The organism is Sellimonas sp. (genome assembly GCF_047234585.1).
Taxonomy (GTDB): domain Bacteria; phylum Bacillota; class Clostridia; order Lachnospirales; family Lachnospiraceae; genus Sellimonas; species Sellimonas caecigallum.
In genome coordinates this window covers 91,598-111,926 of record NZ_JBKSWG010000001.1, presented here as the reverse complement: position 1 = coordinate 111,926, position 20,329 = coordinate 91,598, and the positions used below count along the sequence as shown (strand labels likewise).

Here is a 20,329-nt window from a genome sequence, read left to right as displayed (position 1 = left end):
ATCCTCCCCCGAAAAAAACAGAATGACAAACGTTCTTTTTTCCTGTACAATAGTCTGAGATTCTGATTCATACAAAGGAGTTTGATTTATCATGAGTATTTTGAACGTAGAGCATCTCACACATGGATTTGGCGACAGAGCCATCTTCTCCGACGTCTCTTTCCGCCTTCTGCGCGGAGAACATATCGGGCTTGTGGGCGCAAACGGAGAGGGAAAATCTACTTTTTTTAATATTGTTACCGGACATCTTACACCGGATGAAGGGAAAATCGAGTGGGCAAAGAATGTCCGTATCGGGTATCTGGATCAGCACACTGTTCTTGAAAAAGGGATGACCATACGGGACGTACTGAAATCTGCTTTCTCCTGGCTTTTCCAGCTGGAAGAAAAGATGAACGTTATCTGTGATTCCCTTGGCACTGCATCTGAAGAGGAGATGACAGAAATGATGGAAGAACTTGGCACGATCCAGGATATGCTCACGATGCATGATTTCTATGTGATCGACGCTAAGGTGGAGGAAGTAGCCCGTGCTCTCGGACTTTTGGACATCGGCCTTGACCGGGATGTGACCGACTTAAGCGGGGGCCAGCGCACAAAGATCCTGCTTGGAAAACTTCTCCTTGAAAAACCGGATATCCTTCTTCTGGACGAGCCGACCAACTATCTGGACGAAGAACATATCGCCTGGCTGAAACGCTATCTCCAGGAATATGAAAGCGCTTTCATCCTGATTTCCCACGACATCCCGTTTTTGAATGAAGTCGTCAACATCATCTACCATATGGAAAACCAGGAACTGAACCGCTACGTGGGCGATTACACTCATTTTGAGGAAGTATATGCGGTAAAGAAAGCGCAGCTTGAGGCTGCCTACCGCCGTCAGCAGCAGGAGATCAGCGAACTTAAAGATTTCGTGGCCCGCAACAAAGCCCGTGTCTCCACGAGGAACATGGCTATGTCCCGCCAGAAAAAGCTCGACAAAATGGAAGTCATCGAGCTTGCCGCAGAGCGCCCAAAACCGGAATTCCACTTTAAGGTTGGGAAAACACCTGGACGTTTTCTCTTTGAGACGAAGGATCTTGTCATCGGATACGATGAGCCGCTCTCCCGCCCGATCTCCATATCCATGGAGCGCGGACAGAAGATCGCCCTTGTAGGAGCAAATGGTATCGGAAAGACAACCCTTCTGAAAAGCATCCTGGGACTCATCCCTTCCCTGAAAGGGAGCTGTGAACTTGGCGAAAATCTCCAGATCGGGTATTTCGAGCAGGAAGTAAAAGGAGAAAACAAAGCCACCTGTATCGATGAGATCTGGGCGGAATTTCCTTCCTTTACCCAGTATGAGGTGCGCTCTGCCCTGGCCAAGTGCGGCCTTACGACAAAGCATATCGAAAGCCAGGTACGGGTTCTAAGCGGAGGGGAACAGGCGAAAGTACGTCTCTGCAAGCTTATCAACCGGGAGACAAATCTTCTCCTTTTGGACGAGCCGACCAACCATCTGGATGCAGACGCCAAAGATGCGCTGAAAAAAGCACTTCTGGAATACCGCGGAAGCGTCCTTCTCATCTGTCATGAACCGGAGTTTTACCGTGATGTCGTATCTGAAGTGTGGGACTGCACAAAGTGGACAACAAAAATCATCTAGATAAGTCAGAAAAAAGAGGTATAGCCGCAAGATGGCTATACCTCTTTATTTACAACCCGTAAAATGTGGATCGCCAGAAACCCTATCTCTTCTTCTGGAACTTCCTTTTTCATTTCCCCTGCGATCCACTGGCAGATCTTTTCTGCCGACTCAAACTCTTTTTCGTATTTCACTTTTACAAATTCATTCAGATCCGCCTTTACCGGTTCTCCTTTGCGAATCCTGGCCAGCATATAGTAGATGTGACTCATCATCCGGTTGTATCCAAGAGATTCCTGTTCCAGTCTGATGCCGAAATACTCTTCGATCATGCGGATACTCTGATTGATGATCCTTGTATTTTCCAGCGTTTCCGATACTTTTTCATCCGAACGGGCTGAGTGGACATGAAGAGCGATAAAGCCCACTTCATCGTCCGTGATCTCCTGTCCTGTCATCTCTCTTATGATTTCCCTGCCCTTCTTTGCAATCCGGTACTCTTCCTCAAAGAGAACTTTGATGTCCGGTGTGAATGGATTTGGTATGCTCTTTTTCTCTTCCGCCCGTTTTGCCGCCAGAGCAATATGATCCGCAAGCGGAAGAAGATTATCATGACTCACCTTGGCAAACACCGTTTCCGCTTCATCCAGGATCTTCCCGGCTGCCTCCAGGTATACTGGCCGAATCCCGTTTACGACTTTCAGAGCCGATACCTGGGTTCTTCTCGTGACTAAGGAATAAACTTTGGCGTCCTTTATAGGTCCGCTCTCCTCCCCCGGCCTCTTGCCGAATCCGATCCCATTTCCAAGGAGGATCTGTTCTTTTTTTCGTTCTTTGTTCCATGCCAGAACAGCATTGTTGTTCAAAACTTTGATGATCCGATACATCCGTCTCCAAGCTCCTTTTGAGGGGAAGGCTGGATACCTTCCCATTATTGGCAGCTTACGATTTCCGCAATTTCGTCCTGCGCATCTACATGACCGGATGCCTTCATCACAACTTCTTCCCCTTCTGTCAATCCTGTAAACACGGCAATACAAGCTTCGGATTTCGCATGCTCTTTTATATATTCTATATCAAAAGCCATAAGTTTGTCTCCCTTTTTTACAAAATCTCCGTCTTTTACAAATGTTTCGAATCCTTTTCCTTCCAGTTTTACTGTATCCACACCAATGTGCAGAAGATATTCTACACCGTCCGCCGTCGTAAGTCCGATGGCATGATTTGTCGGGAACACGAAGGATACCGTGCTGTCTTCCGGAGCATAAACCACTCCTTCTTCCGGGAATACGATGTAGCCATCGCCCATCATTTTTCCTGCAAATGCTTCATCCGGCGCTTCCGTGATCGGCGCTGCCTTGCCTTTAAACGGCGAGAAAAGGGTTTTCTTTGTGCAAGCCTCTTTCGCTTCTTTTTCCTCTTTGGCCTTCTCTTTTTTCGCCGGCACTTCCGCTTCTTCTGATCTCTCTGCCGCCACATACTCTTCATTCGGTGCGTGAACAAGATAATCTTCCAGATTGGATTTGATAACCGTCACGGACGGACCGTAAATGATCTGGATTCCCTGACCTTTTCGAACGATACCTGACGGACCGGTCTGCTTTAAGATGCCTTCGTTCACAAGCTCCGGTTTCACGACTGTACAGCGAAGTCTTGTTGCACAACAGTCCACATCAGAAATATTTTTCTTTCCGCCTAGTCCCTGAGTAATGAGGACGCTTCTCTCATCTTCGGCGCGCTCTTCCCCGTTTCCTCCTGCCTTTCCTTGTTTTGCTTTGTAGTCCGCCTTTGTATACAGCTTCGTCTCTACGTCGTCATCTTCTCGTCCAGGTGTCTTGAGGTTCAACTTTTTGATCAGGACTGTGAAGATCACATAGTAAAGGACAAAATAGACGATCCCCACCGGAATGATCAAAAGCCAGCTTGTCTTTTCATTTCCCTGCAGAATACCAAACATAAAGAGATCCAGTATACCTCCGGAGAACGTAAGCCCTACCGCAATATTCAGCATGTGAGCGATCATATAAGCCGCACCTGCCAAAATAACCTGCACGACAAAAAGAATCGGCGCTACGAACAGGAAGGAAAATTCCAGTGGTTCCGTGATACCTGTCAGCATACACGTAAGGGCTGCAGATAAAAGGAGTCCTCCTGCTTGTTTCTTCTTTTCCGGTTTTGCACAACGATACATGGCAAGCGCTGCTCCCGGAAGTCCAAAAATCATGAAAATGAACTCTCCTGAAAAGTATCTCGTCGCATCTGCACTGAAATGAATCGTAGACGGATCAGCCAGCTGCGCAAAGAAAATATTCTGTCCGCCCTGGATCAGCTGTCCACCGATCTCCATCGTTCCTCCAACGGCTGTCTGCCAGAACGGCAAGTAAAATACATGATGGAGTCCGAATGGAATCAGAGCACGCTTGATGATACCAAAAATCAGAGTTCCCACATATCCGGTTCCCGTGACAAGGCCGCCAAGGGCGTAGATTCCGTTCTGCACGAAGGGCCAAACAAAATACATGATGATCCCAACTCCCACATAAACGACTGTAGAAATGATCGGCACGAACCTGGAGCCGCCAAAGAAGGACAATGCATTTGGAAGTACGATCTTATAGTATTTGTTGTGAAGTGCCGCCACTCCGAGTCCTACGATAATACCGCCAAACACTCCCATCTGCAAGGTTGGAATTCCAAGTACACTTGCCACTGTACCACTCAGAACACCATCAGCAACTGTCCCGTCTGCCAGAACGATACCTTCGATCTGTAAAAGCGCGTTGATGGTAATGTTCATGACAAGAAAAGAGATCATAGCAGAAAGCGCTGCTACTTCCTTCTCTTTCTTGGCCATACCGATGGCCACCCCTACCGCAAAAATGATCGGCAGGTTGTCAAATATAGCGCTTCCTGCCCTTGTCATGATAGTAAAAAGAGCGTGAAGAATCGTCCCGTCCCCAAGAACCGGCTCTAATCCATACATCTCAATGGTGGTAGCGTTCGTGAGAGAACTGCCGATACCAAGCAAAAGACCGGCCACCGGAAGGATGGCGATCGGAAGCATAAAACTTCGTCCAATTCTCTGAAGAACACCAAAAATTTTGTCTTTCATCTTTTTTCTCCTCTCTTCTCTTCCAAAATCCAACAGTATGTTTCATCCTTTAAAACAAAAAACACCAACTACCTTACAGACTACACCGAACGATGTAATCTGTGAAGGATAGTTGATGCCTGCATTCAGTAACACACTATCAGAATTTATTTTTTCTGTAACAAGTATACAATTGCATCGGATGTTTGTCAAGTTTTTTATCCGATTCGGGAGTTTGACAGTTGAATAATAAAAAAATATCTTGCAGGCCGCATAAAACCTGCTTTTTTTGTGTCAAATTTTATGTTTTTATATATTGCATTTTATTGCAATGTATTGTAAACTATATAAAAGGAGGCTTTATTCTATGAGAGTTGTAACCTCGAAATCCAAGAACGCTGAATCTTTTTATATTTCAAAAGGCTATGTTAATGACAAAGGAGTTAGTACTTCTGTCATCGTCAGGAAACTGGGAACTTTAAAAGAACTTTTACCAGAGCACGGTCCGACACGAGACGATGTAATGGCCTGGGCAAAAGAACAAGCGCGCATAGAAACTTTAAAGTATAAACAGGAAAAAGAAGAAAAACAGATAAAACTCACTTTTCATGCAGACCGCTTGCTGGATTATCATAAACAAACCTTTTTCCGTGGAGGATACCTTTTCCTGCAGTTCATTTATTATCAGATGCAGATGAATAAGATCTGTCGGAAATTGAAACAAAGATATAAGTTTAAATATGACATCAATGCAATCCTTTCCGACTTGATCTATGCAAGGATACTGGAGCCATGCAGCAAGCGCTCTTCCTATAAAGCTGCATCGGAGTTTTTGGAAAAACCTTCCTATGAACTTTATGATGTATACCGCGCGCTGGATGTTCTCGGCGCGGAATGTGACATGATCCAGGCAGAAGTCTATAAAAACAGCCATTTCATGGGGGAAAGGAATGATAAGATCCTTTATTATGACTGCTCCAATTATTATTTCGAGATTGAACAGGAAGATGGCAGCAAAAAGTACGGAAAAAGCAAAGAACACAGACCGAATCCGATTATCCAAATGGGGCTGTTCATGGATGGGGACGGCATTCCTCTTGCGTTTTCCCTTTTCCCGGGAAACGCAAACGAGCAGACATCGCTGAAACCTCTGGAGAAGAAGGTCCTTGGAGAATTCGGATGCCAGAAATTTATTTATTGCAGCGATGCCGGACTGGGTTCGGAATCCATCCGGGAATACAACCACATGGGAGAACGGGCTTATATCGTAACCCAGTCGATTAAAAAGCTGAAGAAAGAAGAAAAAGAGTGGGCACTGAGCCCGCAGGGATTTAAACGGGTCTCCGATGATAAACCTGTCGATATCACGAAACTGCCGGAAGATGATAAAGGGCTTTATTACAAGGACGAACCGTATACCACCCAAAAACTTCACCAGCGCTTAATCATAACTTATTCCCCAAAGTATGCCCTGTATCAGAAATCCATCCGTGACAAACAGGTGGAACGGGCACAAAAGATACTGGATTCGGGGAATGCCAAGAAGAACCGAAAGAACCCCAATGACCCGGCACGTTTCATTGGAAAGATGGCTGTTACAAAGGATGGGGAAGCTGCGAATATTAAGCAATATCTGGATGAAGATAAGATTGCGGATGAGGCGCAGTATGACGGACTCTATGCAGTGTGCACGGATCTTTTGGATGATGGAATCGGTGATATTTTAAAAGTAAGTGAAGGCAGATGGCAGATCGAGGAATGTTTCCGGATCATGAAAACAGATTTTTCTGCAAGGCCGGTTTATTTACGGGATGAGAACCGGATCAAAGCACATTTCCTGATCTGTTTCCTTGCATTAACCATCTACCGTTACCTTGAGAAAAAACTGAATTCAAAATATACCTGTGTGGAATTGCTGGATACTCTGAAAGCAATGAATTTCGCCGGGGTACAGGAACAGGGATTTATCCCTCTATATAAGCGTGAAAAGATTACAGATGATCTACATGAAGCCTGTGGTTTCCGGACAGACTATCAATTCATAACCAAAAGTAAAATGAGAACAATCCAGAAAAAAAGCAAAGGGACGGAATAAATTACTATAGTTTGTGACAACGGTAAAAATCGCTGTAACCCAGTAAACACAAGGGATACAGCGATTTTTTCTTCCGCCAACTGTCAAAGACGGGAGTATACAATTGCATCGGATGTTTGTCAAGTTTTTTATCCGATTCCTCCATATACCTCCATATACAACACCTAAGATCACAACCAAAGCTGTAATGATCAGGAAAACATATTTTACAAAATACTCATACCATTTTCCAAATTTTATGTTTCCGCCTTCGCCGATCTCCTGAATTGCTTTCTTTTGGTCATAGAGATAAAAGAAAACGATGAGCACAAGAATTACCATCAAAGGCGATACCAGAATCGTAATAAAATTCGTAAAGCTGTCAAATGCAGCCATACTGAGATTCAGTGGCACGGATACAAGTCCCAGTATCACTCCGATCAGGATAGCTGCCTTCTTTCTTGTGATCTTCGTGTTCGAGATCACCGCCTCCGTCACTCCCTCCAGCATATTGATAGACGATGAAACAGAAGCAAACAAAAGGCTGATAAAGAAGACCGGAGCCACGATACTTCCTCCCGGCATCTTCTCAAAAATCGACGGCATCGTTATAAAGAGGAGCGGAGGTCCTGTCTTAACATCCAGCTGAAAAGCAAACACAGCCGGCATAATCACAAAGGATGCCAGGATTGCCGCCATTGTGTCGAGAATCGCTGTTGTGAGCGAAAGCTTCGGGATATTGTACTCTTTCTTCAGATAGCTTCCGTAGACAACCATTCCACAGCCATTGAGCGACACTGTGAAAAAGGCCTGTCCGAGAGCCATGACCCATGTATCCACCTTACCAAGCTGTGACCAGTCCGGCTTCATCAGAAATCTCACTCCATCCATCGCTCCAGGGAGCGTCAAAGAACGCACCGCCAACAAAAGAAAAATCACAAAAAGAGCCGGCATAATGATCTTGCTTATCCGCTCAATCCCTTTTGTCACTCCAAATGAAATGATGAGAATTGTCAGCATGATGGACAGGATGTCCCACGGAATAGAAGATGCCGTACCTGCAAACCCGTCAAAATAAGTATCCGCATTGATCTTTCCAAGCTCTCCGCTTACGCTCATGAAAAGATACTTCAAAATCCATCCTATCACTATATTGTAAAACACAAAGATACCGGCAAGACCGATGGCCGGAAGCGCTCCGACAATGGAGCCTCCTCGCATTTTTCTCTCCTTGAACACTTTGCGTATCCCGGACATAGATCCGCCTTGGAAATGCCTCCCGAAAGAAAATTCGATCATAAGCCCTGTCGTTCCAAGCACCAGCACAAAGAAGAGATACGGTATGAGAAATGCAGCCCCGCCGTAGGCACCTAATCGATACGGGAACATCCATATATTTCCGAGTCCGATAGCTGAACCGATACAGGCCATGACAAATCCAAGCCCGCTCGTAAAAGTCTCTCTTTTTTTCATCTCTTTTCCCCTGTCTTTTTTACTTCAGAAGAGATTTCCTTCATATGCTGCCGAAATCTCCTCCGCCCGACAGTATATCACACTTTAACGCATTAATGCAACACTTTCTTTTTTGCAGAAAAATCAGCAATTCCATTTGATCTTTACCGGATTCGGCTCTTCTTCCACTGCGCATTCTCTTAAAGCCGCATACGCCTTTTCCAGTTCTTTCTGCGCACACTCCTCATATACTTCCTTGGACTCCTTGGTTCCAAGAGATGCATACGCCTGTGCCGCAGCTCCGTAAAACAAAAATCCCAGTGTGTTCGTCGGCGTCTGCACCGATGCACACGCTGTCGCCACTGCCCGGGCTGCTGCCTGAGCTGCCGGCATATCATCCAGTTCCCTGGCAATCTGGGCCGCCTCTTTCAGATATGGTTTGATCTGGGCAAGCTTCTGCTCTCCACCCAGATATTGCCTGCAAACCGCCGCTGTTTCAGAAAGGATACGATCTTCCGGGTATTCTTTTTGGTAAATGGGCAGATACTCCTCCACCGCGTAAGAAAGCGCCCAGGACGCCAGTGTCTGCTTACTCTGTGTCTCAATAAGCTTCATGAGATCTTTGCATATATCGGATTGAATGTCTCCCAACATTTTTCTCAATTTTGCCATGTTTTTTCTCCTTTCTCCTTTTTGCTACTTTTTTCTCAGAAGGATCGTCTCTGCATCCAAAGGCAGGGACAGGATATCTTCAAGATATTCCCTGCTGTTTTTTGCTTCCTGCAGATTATACGTCAGCTTCAGCTTTCCGCTTACACAAAGAGCCGTCTCGTGGAAAAGCCTGCACATTTCCTCCACACCTGCCTGAATATCAGAAATCTCTGCCCTTGTGTATGTCTCCAGATATCGCCTGTATGTGTCTTTATCCAGATACTGATCCATGTACTTTCCTGACTTCCCCGCACTTACGGAAAATCCAGTCTCCACACCGATCTTCCACTCCAAAACTGTTCTCAGCATCGGTCGGATGATCATATCAAGCATCTCCATCACATAAGGGATCTCCCTTCTCCACATCCCCTTTGCCACATTGTTGAGGCACCACCAGAACTCATTGCACACGGCGGAGAACTCTTCCTGATCCGGCCTTTGTACCCGGTATCTTTCATCTGACAGCATCTCTTTTTCTTCAAAAATCCCGTCCTTGTCCACCAGCACCCGGTAAAGCTCCAGATGGCTTCTGGCATATTCTTTCGTACAGACATGGAGATCCATCCGGTTTCCGTCCGCAAACTGCATCAGCCAACCGTAGCATTGCGCCTTTTCCTCCGGCGTTTCCCTGTCTTCCGGATACTGCATATAGAGCCGTTTCCCGAAACGGTCGATCCAGCTTTTGTCTCTCTGGAACGACTCTGTCTCCTCCACGATGTACACGGCATCATAATCCTGGAACATATCTTTTGGAACTTTCGGATTTGCCCTGGATCCTTCCAGATAAGCTGCCCGGATCCTGTCGTCTTTCCTGGCAATATCCTGGATCATCTGTATCATCTCTTCTTCCGTTCTCATCGCTGATATCCTCCTTATTTACAATTTTTTCAGTATCATCTACTCTATTTCAGATTCTGGTCAATGTAGTCGATAAACGGCTTCTTCTCCACTTGATCCTGATGGTCTCTGTACCACTCAAAGGAATCCCGCAGTCCCTCTTCCAGTGGTATTGTGTCCTTCATAAATTCACACTGTCTGGTAACATCCAGCTGATATTCATACTCGCAGAAGCTAAAATAATTCCTCTGTTCTACCGATTCATAGACATTTACAAGTTCCGCTTTTTTCCCAACAATTCTATAACAAAGAGAAACCCAGTCCCGAACAGAAATCATCTCCTCGTTCCCCACATTAAAAATGCGCTGCTCCGGTTTTCGCTCCAGAAGGAAATCCAGAAATCTGCACAGATCGTGAATATGGAAAAACTGCAGTTTCAGACTACCATCTCCCGGCAGATAGAATGGACGATCTTGCAGTGCACAGTCAAACACAAAGGCCTCTCTGTATATATCATTCATCGGTCCGTACAAATACGGTGGCCTTAAAATATATGCGTTCGAGTCTTTTTTTTGCAGCAGTTCTTCTGCTTCGATCTTGTCGCTTCCGTATTTTCTCCAGTACGTATTCTCTCCCAAAAGCGTTTCTTCCGCAAATGGCTGCGGGAGATTGTCTGGGTATACTGCGCCGGAACTGATAAAAATGTAATCATCGTAACTGCCAAGGGCATCCAGAAGCAGTTTTACTTCTTCTGAAGTATAGCCTGTGTCAATTACCACATCAAAATGAAGATCACAGAGCCGATTGCCCAGATGGTATCTGTCCGCTTCGATGAGATGAACTCCCTTTGACTGTTCTTTTGTGTTTCTGTTCAGCACGCTGACATGAAATCCTTTGCCAACATAATACTCCGCAATGTATCTGCTTACAAACGCAGTTCCGCCTGTTACAAGCACTTTTTTCATAATCATATGATCCTCCATTGATTTTATTATGGAAAGTCAGATCATAGCTGACCGCAAATCCTTATATTTTTCTTCTATCCTATCACAAGCACCTTCTACAGACAAGAACAAAGGCGCCGCTCCATCATCTCTTCAGATGATTTTGCGGCGCCCCTATTATATTTCATATGTTCAGATAAATTAGTCGTGCTGATTCATCCATTTGATGAGTTCTACACAGTAATCATCGTGTCTGTCAACAAAGCAGGTATGTCTTGCACGTTCCCAAAGGATCCATTTGGAATTAGGGATTCTGTCTGCCATTGTCTTAGCTACAAGCGGAGAGCAAAGATCGGAAATACCACTGCAGATCAGGGAAGGAATCTTGATTTCTTCAAGTCTGTCAATGTATTCAAAATCTTTCAGTGTTCCTGTAGGTGCGAACTCATTTGGTCCCCATCCTTCAACATAAGATTCAGAACCGGATTTTTTCGGTCTTGTACAGCATTCCGGAGCATCTTCTCCAAGCCAGTAGTTGCAATATCTATCCATATATTCTGCAACTGCGGCATCGTAAGCTTCTCCTGTAAAATCGCCAGTTTCAAGAGCGTGATTAATTGCATCCTGCATATCCTGCGGCATCATTTTGATACGGCGAAGACCTTCTCTTTCCCAAAGAGAACTGCTCGGATGTCCGCTTGAAATGATGAAACTCTTAACACCTTTCGGATCATAGTCAACTGCATAAGCGATCTGCATCATTCCGCCCCAGGACTGTCCGATGATATGACATACATCTAAGTCAAGGTGTTTTCTCAGGGCTTCCAGTTCGTCTAACCATACTTTCTGGTTCCAAAGTTCCGGATGTCCATCCAGATAAGAATTTCCGCATCCAATCTGGTCGTACATAACGATCATACGATCGTCTTCATCTGCAACGTTATCTAATACTTCGAAATAGTTATGAGTAGACCCTGGTCCTCCGTGAAGACAGATCAAAGGTGCCTTTCCGTTATTTTTTCTTTCCCCAACAATTCTGTAATAAGTCTGATAACCTAAATACGGCATGTAGCCTTCTGTAATTTTTGCCATGATTATCCCCTTTCTGACATTTTTTTCACTAACTTTAAGTATAATACATTTCACAGAAAAATGAACCCTTTTTTGTAATTTTTTTTAGATTTGTTAATATTATCCAAAATAATACCTCTGTATCATACAAGATAACCGAACAGAACCAAATATAGCTATAGAAAAATTCTATAAAAAAGGCGTGCTTACTCGCTCTATATTATTCTGCTGGATATTTTTTTATCAAGTAAATTAAGCTTGAGATGATTTCTGCCGCCCCTACGGCGCATCGCCTTCGCCTTATTCCTTGACCTTACTTTCGTACTAACCAAACAAATTTTATTACTCTATTTCATTCTTCCATTTCTTGTAATTATAAAAAGCCTGAATAAGAATTATACTAAAAGCTGCAAGTCCTGTTATTCCTGTGAAAACATTTATGTCAAATTCCTTAAAAAAACCAACAATTATAATTATAGATACAGGAATTAACAACAATGTTCTAATAAATTTTCGTCTATAACTTAATTTCCAATAACAAATTTCTATTCCTCTGTCTACTTTTTCGCTCATTTCATATCTTTTCGCAATAAAGAAGCCAATGACTTCCACAATTACCAAAATAATTATCGTTATCAAAAACATATGAAAATCTCCCTATCCACTATCTCTTCTAAAATAATTTTACCATTCTCTATTTCTTTTGCCAGTTAAATGTATGTTAAAAATTTTCAAAAAGTTATTCTTACAACAAAAAAATGACGCAGATAATAATTCTATTACCTACGCCATTTCTCATTGCATTTTTGAAATATTTGCTCTATTTATTTCATTACAATATTGATAATCCTTCCCGGCACATAAATTTCTTTTACAATGTTTCCGGTCAGTTTTTCTTTGATTGCTTCTTTTCCTGCTGCGATGGCTTCTTCTTTTGTGCTTTCCGCAGAGATTGTCACAACGGCTCTTGTCTTTCCGTTGATCTGTACTGCCACTTCGATCTCATCGTCTTTCATGGCTTCTTCATCATAGGTCGGCCATCCTGCGTGGAAGACGCTTCCTGTATGTCCCAGCTGTTCCCACAGTTCTTCTCCCATATGCGGAGCAAACGGCGCCAGGAGCACTGCGATAGTAGAAAGCGTTTCTTTGTCGATTCCGCCCTCTTTCTTTGCAAGCTCGATGAACTTGTTATTGTATTCCATGAATCCGGAGATAACTGTATTGAGGCTGAAGCTTTCCAGACGGCTTGTGATATCGTATACCATCTTGTTGCGAAGTTTGATCATCTCTTTGGACGGCTCCACACCTTTTTCTTTGTTGTCCATCACAAGATTCCAAAGCTTGTTGAGGAAACGGTATACCCCGTCGATTCCTCTGTCGTCCCACTCTGCATCCAGTTCCGGAGGTCCTACGAAAAGCTCATACATTCTCAGAGAATCGCATCCGTAATCTCTCACGAGAGCATCCGGGGAAACGACATTTCCTTTGGACTTGCTCATCTTGATTCCGTTCTTTCCTGTGATCATTCCCTGGTTGAACAATTTTGTAAATGGTTCGTCGAAATCGACAACTCCGATGTCGTACAGGAACTTTGTATAGAAACGGGAGTACAGAAGATGCAGTACCGCATGTTCCACCCCTCCGATATACATATCTACCGGAAGCATCGCATCTGCTTTTTCTTTTGATACAAGTTCTTTATCGTTGTGCGGATCCACGTAGCGGAGGAAGTACCAGGAGGAACCTGCCCACTGAGGCATGGTGTTTGTTTCTCTCTTGGCTGGTTTTCCGCAGACCGGACATGTCGTGTTGACCCAGGAATCAATAGCTGCAAGCGGGGATTCTCCTGTTCCTGTCGGTTCGTAGGAATCCACATCCGGAAGTGTCAGCGGAAGCTCTTCTTCCGGAACCGGTACCGCACCGCAGTCCGGGCAGTGTACGATCGGGATCGGTTCTCCCCAGTAACGCTGGCGGGAAAATACCCAGTCGCGGAGTTTGTAGTTCACAGTCTTTCTTCCGATACCGCGCTCTTCGATCATCATCGGCGCTTCTTTTTTGAGGACCGCAGATTCCATTCCGTTCCATTCTCCGGAATTGATCATTGTTCCGGCAGCTTCGGTGTACGCTTCGGTCATATTTTCGATCTCTTTTCCATCTTTTGCGATAACCTGGATGATCGGAATGCCAAATTTTGTTGCAAATGCAAAGTCACGGTCATCATGAGCCGGCACGCACATGATGGCGCCGGTACCATAATCGGCAAGTACATAGTCGGAAAGCCAGATCGGGATCTTCTTCTGGTTCATCGGGTTTACTGCATAGCTTCCCGTGAACACACCGGTCTTTTCCTTATCCTGAAGACGGTCCACGTTGGATTTCATGGACGCATCGTAAATGTATTTTTCTACCGCTTCTCTCGTCTCGTCAGTCGCAAGTTCTTTTGCAAGTGCATGTTCCGGGGCGAGTACCATGAAGGTTGCTCCATAAAGAGTATCCGGTCTTGTCGTGTAGACAGTAATCTTATCCTCGCGTCCGTCCACTGGGAAATCTACTTCCGCACCATAGGATTTTCCGATCCAGTCGCTCTGCATCTTCTTTACCTTTTCCGGCCAGTCCAGTTTGTCCAAATCTGCAAGGAGCCTTTCCGCGTACTTTGTGATCTTCAGCATCCACTGACGCAGATTTTTCTTTGTCACTTCTGTGCCGCAGCGCTCACATTTTCCATTTACGACTTCCTCGTTGGCAAGTCCTGTCTTACAGGAAGGGCACCAGTTGATCGGGAATTCTTTCTCGTATGCAAGTCCTTCCTTAAACATCTTAACGAAGATCCACTGTGTCCACTTATAGAAATTCGGGTCTGTCGTGTTGACTTCTCTGTCCCAGTCATAAAGAGCCGCGATCTCGTTGATCTGTCGTTTGATATTTTTTACATTTTCTGCTGTTGATTTTGCCGGATGAACTCCCATTTTGATAGCGTAGTTTTCAGCCGGAAGTCCGAATGCATCCCATCCCATCGGGTGAATGATGTAGTATCCCTGAAGGAGTTTGTAACGGCTCCACACGTCTGAAATGACATATCCTCTCCAATGCCCTACATGAAGCCCATTTCCTGACGGATACGGGAACATATCCAGACAGTAATATTTCTCATGTTTTCCTCTTTCATCTTCCTGAACATTGACCGGGTGTTCTTCCCAGTGCTGACGCCATTTTTTCTCAATGGCTCTGTGATTGTAAGGTACTGACATAATCTCTTCCTCCTTATATCTCTGTTGCCATAAAACCCAATCCTGCCGAAAAGTCTTTTGACTTTCCTGCAGAATAAAAATGCTTCCGTCTCTTCTGCATATACAAGAAACTTGTATGTACAAGAGACGAAAGCAATGACTTACGCGGTACCACTCTTATTCGCCTGTCGCATGACAGACGCCCTTTTTTTCTGTAACGGGAAAACCCGCTTCCGGCTACTTCCTTCATTCCTTCACCAGAAGAACTCCGAGGCGAGTTGGGAGATTCCGGTCTGCTGCCTCGCACCGTCCGACAGCTCTCTGAAAGACTTTTCTCTCTTACTATTCCTCTTCTATCGTTTTTATCTGATATCTTTTTATTCTTGATAATTTTACCGGCATTGACCCAATTTGTCAAGTAATCCCATCATACTTTGTTGCCCATTCCTCGCCGTCATCCGGCATCTCCTCTTATCTGTTATGCAACTTCTTTTTATATTGTCATTCTTTTCTTCTTTGTTTTTGTTAATTTTGACAAAAAAGGTTGTTTCATTCCCGCATTTGGTGTATAATAATCACAAGTCATTTCATCAGAAAAATTTATAGTTAAAAGGAGATTTTGCATATGGTTAATTTATTGACAGGCCCGAAAGGCACCGGAAAAACACAGCAGATGATTGCACTTGCAAACACTGCATCAAAAGAAAGCGATGGAAATGTCTTCTTCATAAAGAAGAGCCATCGGGACACCTATAGCTTATCCTTTGACATCCGCGCAATCTGCATGGATGATTACGAAGCTATCGATAATATCGACGCTTATCTCGGTTTCATCTACGGCATGACAAGCGCCAACCACGACATTGAGTCCATCTTTATCGACGGTATTTTAAAACATGCACATATATCACTCGATGATATCCCGGAATTTATTGAAAAACTGAAAAAAATCTCCAGAGATTTCAACATCGATTTCTACATAAGTATCAGTGCAGACAAGAATGACTTAAGCCATGTTGATTTGACTGATTGTGCCCTTTTAAACTAAAAGAAGTAAAATGGTTGGGCCCCTCATCCAGAGGGGCCTGACCATTTTTTATTTTCCTTTATTCAATCCGGAAAAAGCTTTACTGCTGTTCATTCTGCGCATCATCGCTTTTTGTCTCTTTCTTTTCTCCGTTGAGCGAGAGAACGACGTTTGCATTTTCTCCTTCTTTATATTCCAATGTCACTTCCTGTCCCACGTCGTACTTAATAATGTCAATGAAATCCACGACAGAGACATCAAAGATCTCATCGGATCCTTCCAGCATCAGATAAAAGTGGGAATCTCCGTCAATAACACCTTGCGCGATCTTTCTTATCTTTCCGCTGATCGTCTCCGTCTTCTCAGCATTGACACTGTCTCTTTCCACCTGGATGCCATTTTGTTCCATCAGTCCCAGATAGTTGGTCTCGCACTCGCTTACCGTATTTCCGACAGCAACGATCTGATATTTCTGCACATTTACCATTGCATATTTCTTCACAAGCCCTGCGTCGTCTTTGAGAGCCACAAAGTATGTCGGTTCCCCTGCTATATTCAGAAGAAGAGGGAAGGTTGCCTTGTATTTCAGGTTCTGTACCTGGCCTTCGGCGGAGGACATGGCGGAGGCTTCCGTCGCTCCTTCCACTTCGTAGAACTTTGTCTCCATTGTCCGCTGGTTCATGAGTACAAACCCGACATTGGACTGGTCTTTGTTGACGGATGTTACCCCGGTGTATACCCACACATCGTCATCGATCGCCAGATAATTGTATCCGTCCGTTGTTTTGAGACAATCTTTCTGACTTAAAATGCTATTGAAAAATCCGTGTTTCAGTGTGCCGTGATAATCGTAGAGTTCTACCAGAAGATCTGCGTCGTACGCATGGTCGATCCACTCCGGGACGTCCTCGATGGCATAGTCTTCCGTCTCCCCTGTTACCGCATTGCAGAGAACGACACGCCCTACCGTCTCGCCCCCGAAGAGGCCGATATTGAACTTCTTGACCGGAGCGATCCAGTATGGCACTCCGTCATCGTCAATCTCAAAACTCAGTTCATTAAAAATATACGTCGGATAGGAGAATCGGAGATGACGGTATATATTCCGGTTAAAATGCTCGCTTGTGGAATACTTGATACCCTCCTCAAGCTTTACAAGTTCTGTTGTCTGAGTCGCCATATCAATTCTGATATAACCCGGGATTCCTTCAGACTGGTTGGTAAACCATTTGATAATGCTTGCATACCGAAGCGGGGATACTCTGACCGGTTTGTCCTTGTAGTTGATCTGACTGTACAGTTCATCTACTTCAAACTGGGAAACCATATCTACCATACTTCCCATCTTTCGGTCTCCCAGAAGCTTTGCTGAATCCTTGTCAAGGATCGGTATCTGATCAAAAGAAAGTTCTTTGATATCTTTTGCGAAATCTCCGTTTTCCACTGTGAGAAGCTTCTGATACTTCTTTGCATTGATGATCGGGGAAGAGAGAAGTGTTCCCACAAGATATACTGCCACCACTGCAAAGATCAGACCCACAAGTCCCTTTACTACCTTGTTTTGTTTTAATTCCTGCCCTCTGAACAGTTTTCTCCGGAAAATGTAGATAACCAGGATAGCTGCGATCACAAGGATCAGGAAAGTCCAAAATCCCGCAGCATGGATATTGATGGCCGGAAGCTTGACATAATAATAGATTCCCGCCAGCAGAATCAGGAAAATCACTGCAGCTGCTTTTGTTGTTCCCTTTTTCATTTTCATTTTTCTCCTTTTTTGTTGCTATGATGTTGTGTCAAAAGGTATTTTGTTTCTATATCATAACACATTTACTGCGTTTTACAATGATTTTGTCCGAAATATTTCTCCCTTGCCACAGTCTTTCAAAAACCTCCTGAGACTTTTCACGCATACCAAACGGCAGGCTAAAAAACCTGCCGTTTGACCGTATCTGCATTCTTTTTTATTCAGATATTATTCTTCAGCTGCTCTCTTCTCGATCTCTTTTTCCTGCACATCATTCGGAGCCTGCTCGTATCTTGCAAATGTGTATTCGTATTTACCGCGTCCGCCTGTCATGGAACGGAGATTTGTACAGTAACCATAGAGTTCCATCATCGGCACATCCGCTTCAATGATCTGTTTTCCTCCTGCGGTCGGTGTCATGCCAAGCACACGTCCTCTTCTCTTATTGAGATCTCCCATGACATCTCCAGTGTAATCATCCGGCACTGTCACTTTCAGGGATACGATTGGTTCAAGAAGTACCGGACTTGCATCCATCACACCCTTCTTGAATGCCTGGATCGCAGCCGTTTTAAATGCCATCTCGGAAGAATCTACCGGATGATAAGATCCGTCATAGAGAACCGCCTTGATGCCCACAACCGGATATCCGGCCAGAGGCCCTTTCGCAACAGCTTCCTGAAGACCTTTTTCCACTGCCGGGAAGTAGTTCTTTGGAACAGCTCCGCCCACAACCGTCTCTTCAAATACGTACGGTGTTTCCAGATCTCCGGATGGTTCGAAAGTCATCTTTACGTGTCCGTACTGTCCGTGTCCGCCTGACTGTTTCTTATATTTGGAGTCGACATCGGATTTTTTGCGGATCGTCTCACGGAATGCCACCTTCGGTTTTTCCAGTGTGATATCCACTTTATATCTGGATGCCAGTTTGCTTGCAACAATCTCCAGATGCTGATCTCCCATACCGTAGAGGAGAATCTGGCGGTTTTCCGTGTCATTTACGACTTTCAAGGTAACATCCTCCGCCATCATCTTTGCAAGCGCCTGGGAAACTTTGTCTTCATCTCCCTTTGCTTTTGTCACATATTTCATGTATGTATATGGAACTGAATACTCTGTCTTTGCGAATGCAAGCTGGGTATTCTTTGTGGAAAGGGTATCCCCTGTCTTTGTCGTGTTAAGTTTTGCAATGGCGCCGATGTCCCCCGCAAAAAGTTCGCTCACTTCGATCGGCTTGTTGCCTATCATTGTGTAGATCTTACCCGGTTTTGCCTCTGCATCTGTGTCGGAATTGTATAGAACGTCATCGCCTTTGATTACTCCGGAGCACACTTTTATGAAAGAATATTTTCCGATAAACGGATCCACCATTGTCTTGAATACATATGCACTTTTTGCCTTAGCAAAATCGTAGTTTGCTTCATAGATCGCATTTGTCTTTCTGTTCATTCCCACGCATTCGCGATTTGCCGGGCTTGGGAAGAAACGAACAATATCAGAAAGGAGATTTGCAACACCTTGTGCCTGCACGCTGGATCCCATTGCTACTGGTACAATGTCTCCGTCCATCACTTCCGTACGCATAGCGGAGCGGATCTCTTCCACAGAAAACTCTTCTCCAGATAGATATCTGTCCAGAAATTCCTCGCTTGTCTCTGCCACAGATTCCATCAGCGCATCCCTGTACTGCTGCAGATAATCCATACAGTAATCCGGAATCTCGCACTCTTCTCTTTCCGCAATTCCCGTATATCTTCTTCCTGCATTCTTGATGATATTTACATATCCAACGAGCTTTTCGTTCTCACGGATCGGCATGAAATGAGGCGCGATCACTTTTCCATATTTCGCTCTTAACGTCTCTACTACCTGACGGAAGCTTGCATCGTCCAAATCCATCTCTGTCACATAGACCATACGCGGCAGATTGTACTTGTCACACAGTTCCCATGCCTTTTCCGTTCCTACTTCCACTCCTGCCTTGCCGGAAACAACGATGACTGCTGCATCCGCAGCGCTTACTGCCTCTTCTACTTCTCCCACAAAGTCAAAATAACCTGGTGTATCCAGCACATTGATCTTTGCTTTCTCCCACTCGATCGGGATCAGGCTCGTTCCGATAGAAAAGCCGCGTTTCTGTTCTTCTTTATCAAAATCGCTGATGGTGTTTCCATCGCTGATCTTTCCCATACGGTTTGTCACGCCGGAAACATAAGCCATTGCTTCGACAAGGCTCGTCTTCCCGCATCCGCCATGTCCTAATAAAACCACATTTCTGATCTCATCCGTCCTGTAAACTTTCATATAGTGCTGCCTCCTTAATTTTCAGTTCTGATTTTACTGTTTTTCTCCTTTCACAGTAACCATGTGTATATTGTACTAAATTCTTAGTTATTTTACAACTCTTTTATAGAATTTTCACAACAAATATACTTTCTCACTTTAACGCATAATAGTTTTGACAAACAGACTGAAATCTCTTAAAATAGAATTATATGACTAAAGAAAGATGAGGATATAACTT

General features: G+C 44.4%; 14 protein-coding genes and 1 other annotated feature. Of the genes, 3 read left to right on the top strand and 11 right to left on the bottom strand.

Going from position 1 to position 20,329, the window contains the following annotated elements; all coding sequences use genetic code 11:
- Positions 1 to 91 precede the first annotated feature (91 nt).
- The gene (locus ACLROL_RS00460) at positions 92 to 1,648 is read left to right on the top strand and encodes an ABC-F family ATP-binding cassette domain-containing protein (protein ID WP_087210545.1); all 1,557 of its coding nucleotides are present in this window, start codon (positions 92 to 94) and stop codon (positions 1,646 to 1,648) included.
- Positions 1,649 to 1,683: 35 nt separating this feature from the next.
- Here ACLROL_RS00460 and ACLROL_RS00455 read toward each other — a convergent pair whose 3' ends face one another.
- Both ACLROL_RS00455 and ACLROL_RS00450 read right to left on the bottom strand, forming a co-directional pair.
- Entirely contained in the window at positions 1,684 to 2,514 is an 831-nt protein-coding gene (locus tag ACLROL_RS00455) for a PRD domain-containing protein (RefSeq protein ID WP_087198894.1), read from the bottom strand.
- 44 nt (positions 2,515 to 2,558) lie between these two features.
- Complete coding sequence (locus ACLROL_RS00450; RefSeq protein WP_413067134.1) at positions 2,559 to 4,739, bottom strand: glucose PTS transporter subunit IIA; 2,181 nt, start codon at positions 4,737 to 4,739, stop codon at positions 2,559 to 2,561.
- Between the two features lie 346 nt (positions 4,740 to 5,085).
- On the opposite strand from ACLROL_RS00450, the gene ACLROL_RS00445 reads away from it, so the two are divergent.
- Positions 5,086 to 6,813 (top strand): IS1634 family transposase, encoded by a 1,728-nt coding sequence (locus ACLROL_RS00445; RefSeq protein WP_413067133.1) that lies wholly within the window; start codon positions 5,086 to 5,088, stop codon positions 6,811 to 6,813.
- Here the strand turns inward: ACLROL_RS00445 and ACLROL_RS00440 are convergent.
- The 7 genes from ACLROL_RS00440 to leuS form a co-directional block, all read right to left on the bottom strand.
- Positions 6,721 to 8,265: a sodium-dependent transporter gene (locus ACLROL_RS00440; RefSeq protein WP_413067132.1), complete on the bottom strand. Its 1,545-nt coding sequence runs from the start codon at positions 8,263 to 8,265 to the stop codon at positions 6,721 to 6,723. The two genes, ACLROL_RS00445 and ACLROL_RS00440, sit on opposite strands and share 93 nt — an antisense overlap.
- A 123-nt stretch (positions 8,266 to 8,388) precedes the next feature.
- Positions 8,389 to 8,916, bottom strand: coding sequence for a putative immunity protein (locus tag ACLROL_RS00435; RefSeq protein ID WP_087198891.1), 528 nt, complete (start codon positions 8,914 to 8,916; stop codon positions 8,389 to 8,391).
- A 24-nt stretch (positions 8,917 to 8,940) separates the two neighbouring features.
- Positions 8,941 to 9,813: an aminoglycoside 6-adenylyltransferase gene (locus ACLROL_RS00430; protein WP_413067131.1), complete on the bottom strand. Its 873-nt coding sequence runs from the start codon at positions 9,811 to 9,813 to the stop codon at positions 8,941 to 8,943.
- 44 nt (positions 9,814 to 9,857) lie between these two features.
- The gene (locus ACLROL_RS00425) at positions 9,858 to 10,763 is read right to left on the bottom strand and encodes an NAD-dependent epimerase/dehydratase family protein (protein WP_413067130.1); all 906 of its coding nucleotides are present in this window, start codon (positions 10,761 to 10,763) and stop codon (positions 9,858 to 9,860) included.
- A 174-nt stretch (positions 10,764 to 10,937) separates the two neighbouring features.
- Positions 10,938 to 11,828 (bottom strand): proline iminopeptidase, encoded by an 891-nt coding sequence (gene pepI, locus ACLROL_RS00420; RefSeq protein ID WP_087198889.1) that lies wholly within the window; start codon positions 11,826 to 11,828, stop codon positions 10,938 to 10,940.
- Between the two features lie 321 nt (positions 11,829 to 12,149).
- Complete coding sequence (locus ACLROL_RS00415; RefSeq protein ID WP_246599106.1) at positions 12,150 to 12,452, bottom strand: hypothetical protein; 303 nt, start codon at positions 12,450 to 12,452, stop codon at positions 12,150 to 12,152.
- Between the two features lie 179 nt (positions 12,453 to 12,631).
- Positions 12,632 to 15,055 (bottom strand): leucine--tRNA ligase, encoded by a 2,424-nt coding sequence (gene leuS / locus ACLROL_RS00410; protein ID WP_413067129.1) that lies wholly within the window; start codon positions 15,053 to 15,055, stop codon positions 12,632 to 12,634.
- A gap of 119 nt (positions 15,056 to 15,174) precedes the next feature.
- Positions 15,175 to 15,400: a binding site (T-box leader), on the bottom strand.
- Positions 15,401 to 15,659: 259 nt separating this feature from the next.
- On the opposite strand from leuS, the gene ACLROL_RS00405 reads away from it, so the two are divergent.
- On the top strand, positions 15,660 to 16,082 hold the full coding sequence (locus tag ACLROL_RS00405; protein ID WP_087198886.1) for a hypothetical protein: 423 nt from the start codon (positions 15,660 to 15,662) through the stop codon (positions 16,080 to 16,082).
- A 79-nt stretch (positions 16,083 to 16,161) separates the two neighbouring features.
- On the opposite strand, the gene ACLROL_RS00400 is transcribed toward ACLROL_RS00405, so the two are convergent.
- On the bottom strand, positions 16,162 to 17,817 hold the full coding sequence (locus tag ACLROL_RS00400) for a CvpA family protein (RefSeq protein ID WP_413067128.1): 1,656 nt from the start codon (positions 17,815 to 17,817) through the stop codon (positions 16,162 to 16,164).
- A gap of 216 nt (positions 17,818 to 18,033) precedes the next feature.
- Positions 18,034 to 20,109 carry an elongation factor G gene (gene fusA / locus ACLROL_RS00395; protein WP_413067127.1) on the bottom strand — a complete coding sequence of 692 codons (2,076 nt, stop codon included), beginning with the start codon at positions 20,107 to 20,109 and terminating at the stop codon, positions 18,034 to 18,036.
- Positions 20,110 to 20,329 lie beyond the last annotated feature (220 nt).

Excerpts from the sequence above, each read along its gene's own strand:
- ACLROL_RS00440 (WP_413067132.1), bottom strand. The coding sequence starts at position 8,265 with ATGAAAAAAAGAGAGACTTTTACGAGCGGGCTTGGATTTGTCATGGCC.
- ACLROL_RS00445 (WP_413067133.1), top strand. The coding sequence starts at position 5,086 with ATGAGAGTTGTAACCTCGAAATCCAAGAACGCTGAATCTTTTTATATT.
- ACLROL_RS00455 (WP_087198894.1), bottom strand. The coding sequence starts at position 2,514 with ATGTATCGGATCATCAAAGTTTTGAACAACAATGCTGTTCTGGCATGG.
- leuS (WP_413067129.1), bottom strand. The coding sequence starts at position 15,055 with ATGTCAGTACCTTACAATCACAGAGCCATTGAGAAAAAATGGCGTCAG.
- ACLROL_RS00425 (WP_413067130.1), bottom strand. The coding sequence starts at position 10,763 with ATGATTATGAAAAAAGTGCTTGTAACAGGCGGAACTGCGTTTGTAAGC.
- ACLROL_RS00435 (WP_087198891.1), bottom strand. The coding sequence starts at position 8,916 with ATGGCAAAATTGAGAAAAATGTTGGGAGACATTCAATCCGATATATGC.
- pepI (WP_087198889.1), bottom strand. The coding sequence starts at position 11,828 with ATGGCAAAAATTACAGAAGGCTACATGCCGTATTTAGGTTATCAGACT.
- ACLROL_RS00450 (WP_413067134.1), bottom strand. The coding sequence starts at position 4,739 with ATGAAAGACAAAATTTTTGGTGTTCTTCAGAGAATTGGACGAAGTTTT.
- ACLROL_RS00415 (WP_246599106.1), bottom strand. The coding sequence starts at position 12,452 with ATGTTTTTGATAACGATAATTATTTTGGTAATTGTGGAAGTCATTGGC.
- ACLROL_RS00460 (WP_087210545.1), top strand. The coding sequence starts at position 92 with ATGAGTATTTTGAACGTAGAGCATCTCACACATGGATTTGGCGACAGA.
- fusA (WP_413067127.1), bottom strand. The coding sequence starts at position 20,109 with ATGAAAGTTTACAGGACGGATGAGATCAGAAATGTGGTTTTATTAGGA.
- ACLROL_RS00430 (WP_413067131.1), bottom strand. The coding sequence starts at position 9,813 with ATGAGAACGGAAGAAGAGATGATACAGATGATCCAGGATATTGCCAGG.
- ACLROL_RS00400 (WP_413067128.1), bottom strand. The coding sequence starts at position 17,817 with ATGAAAAAGGGAACAACAAAAGCAGCTGCAGTGATTTTCCTGATTCTG.
- ACLROL_RS00405 (WP_087198886.1), top strand. The coding sequence starts at position 15,660 with ATGGTTAATTTATTGACAGGCCCGAAAGGCACCGGAAAAACACAGCAG.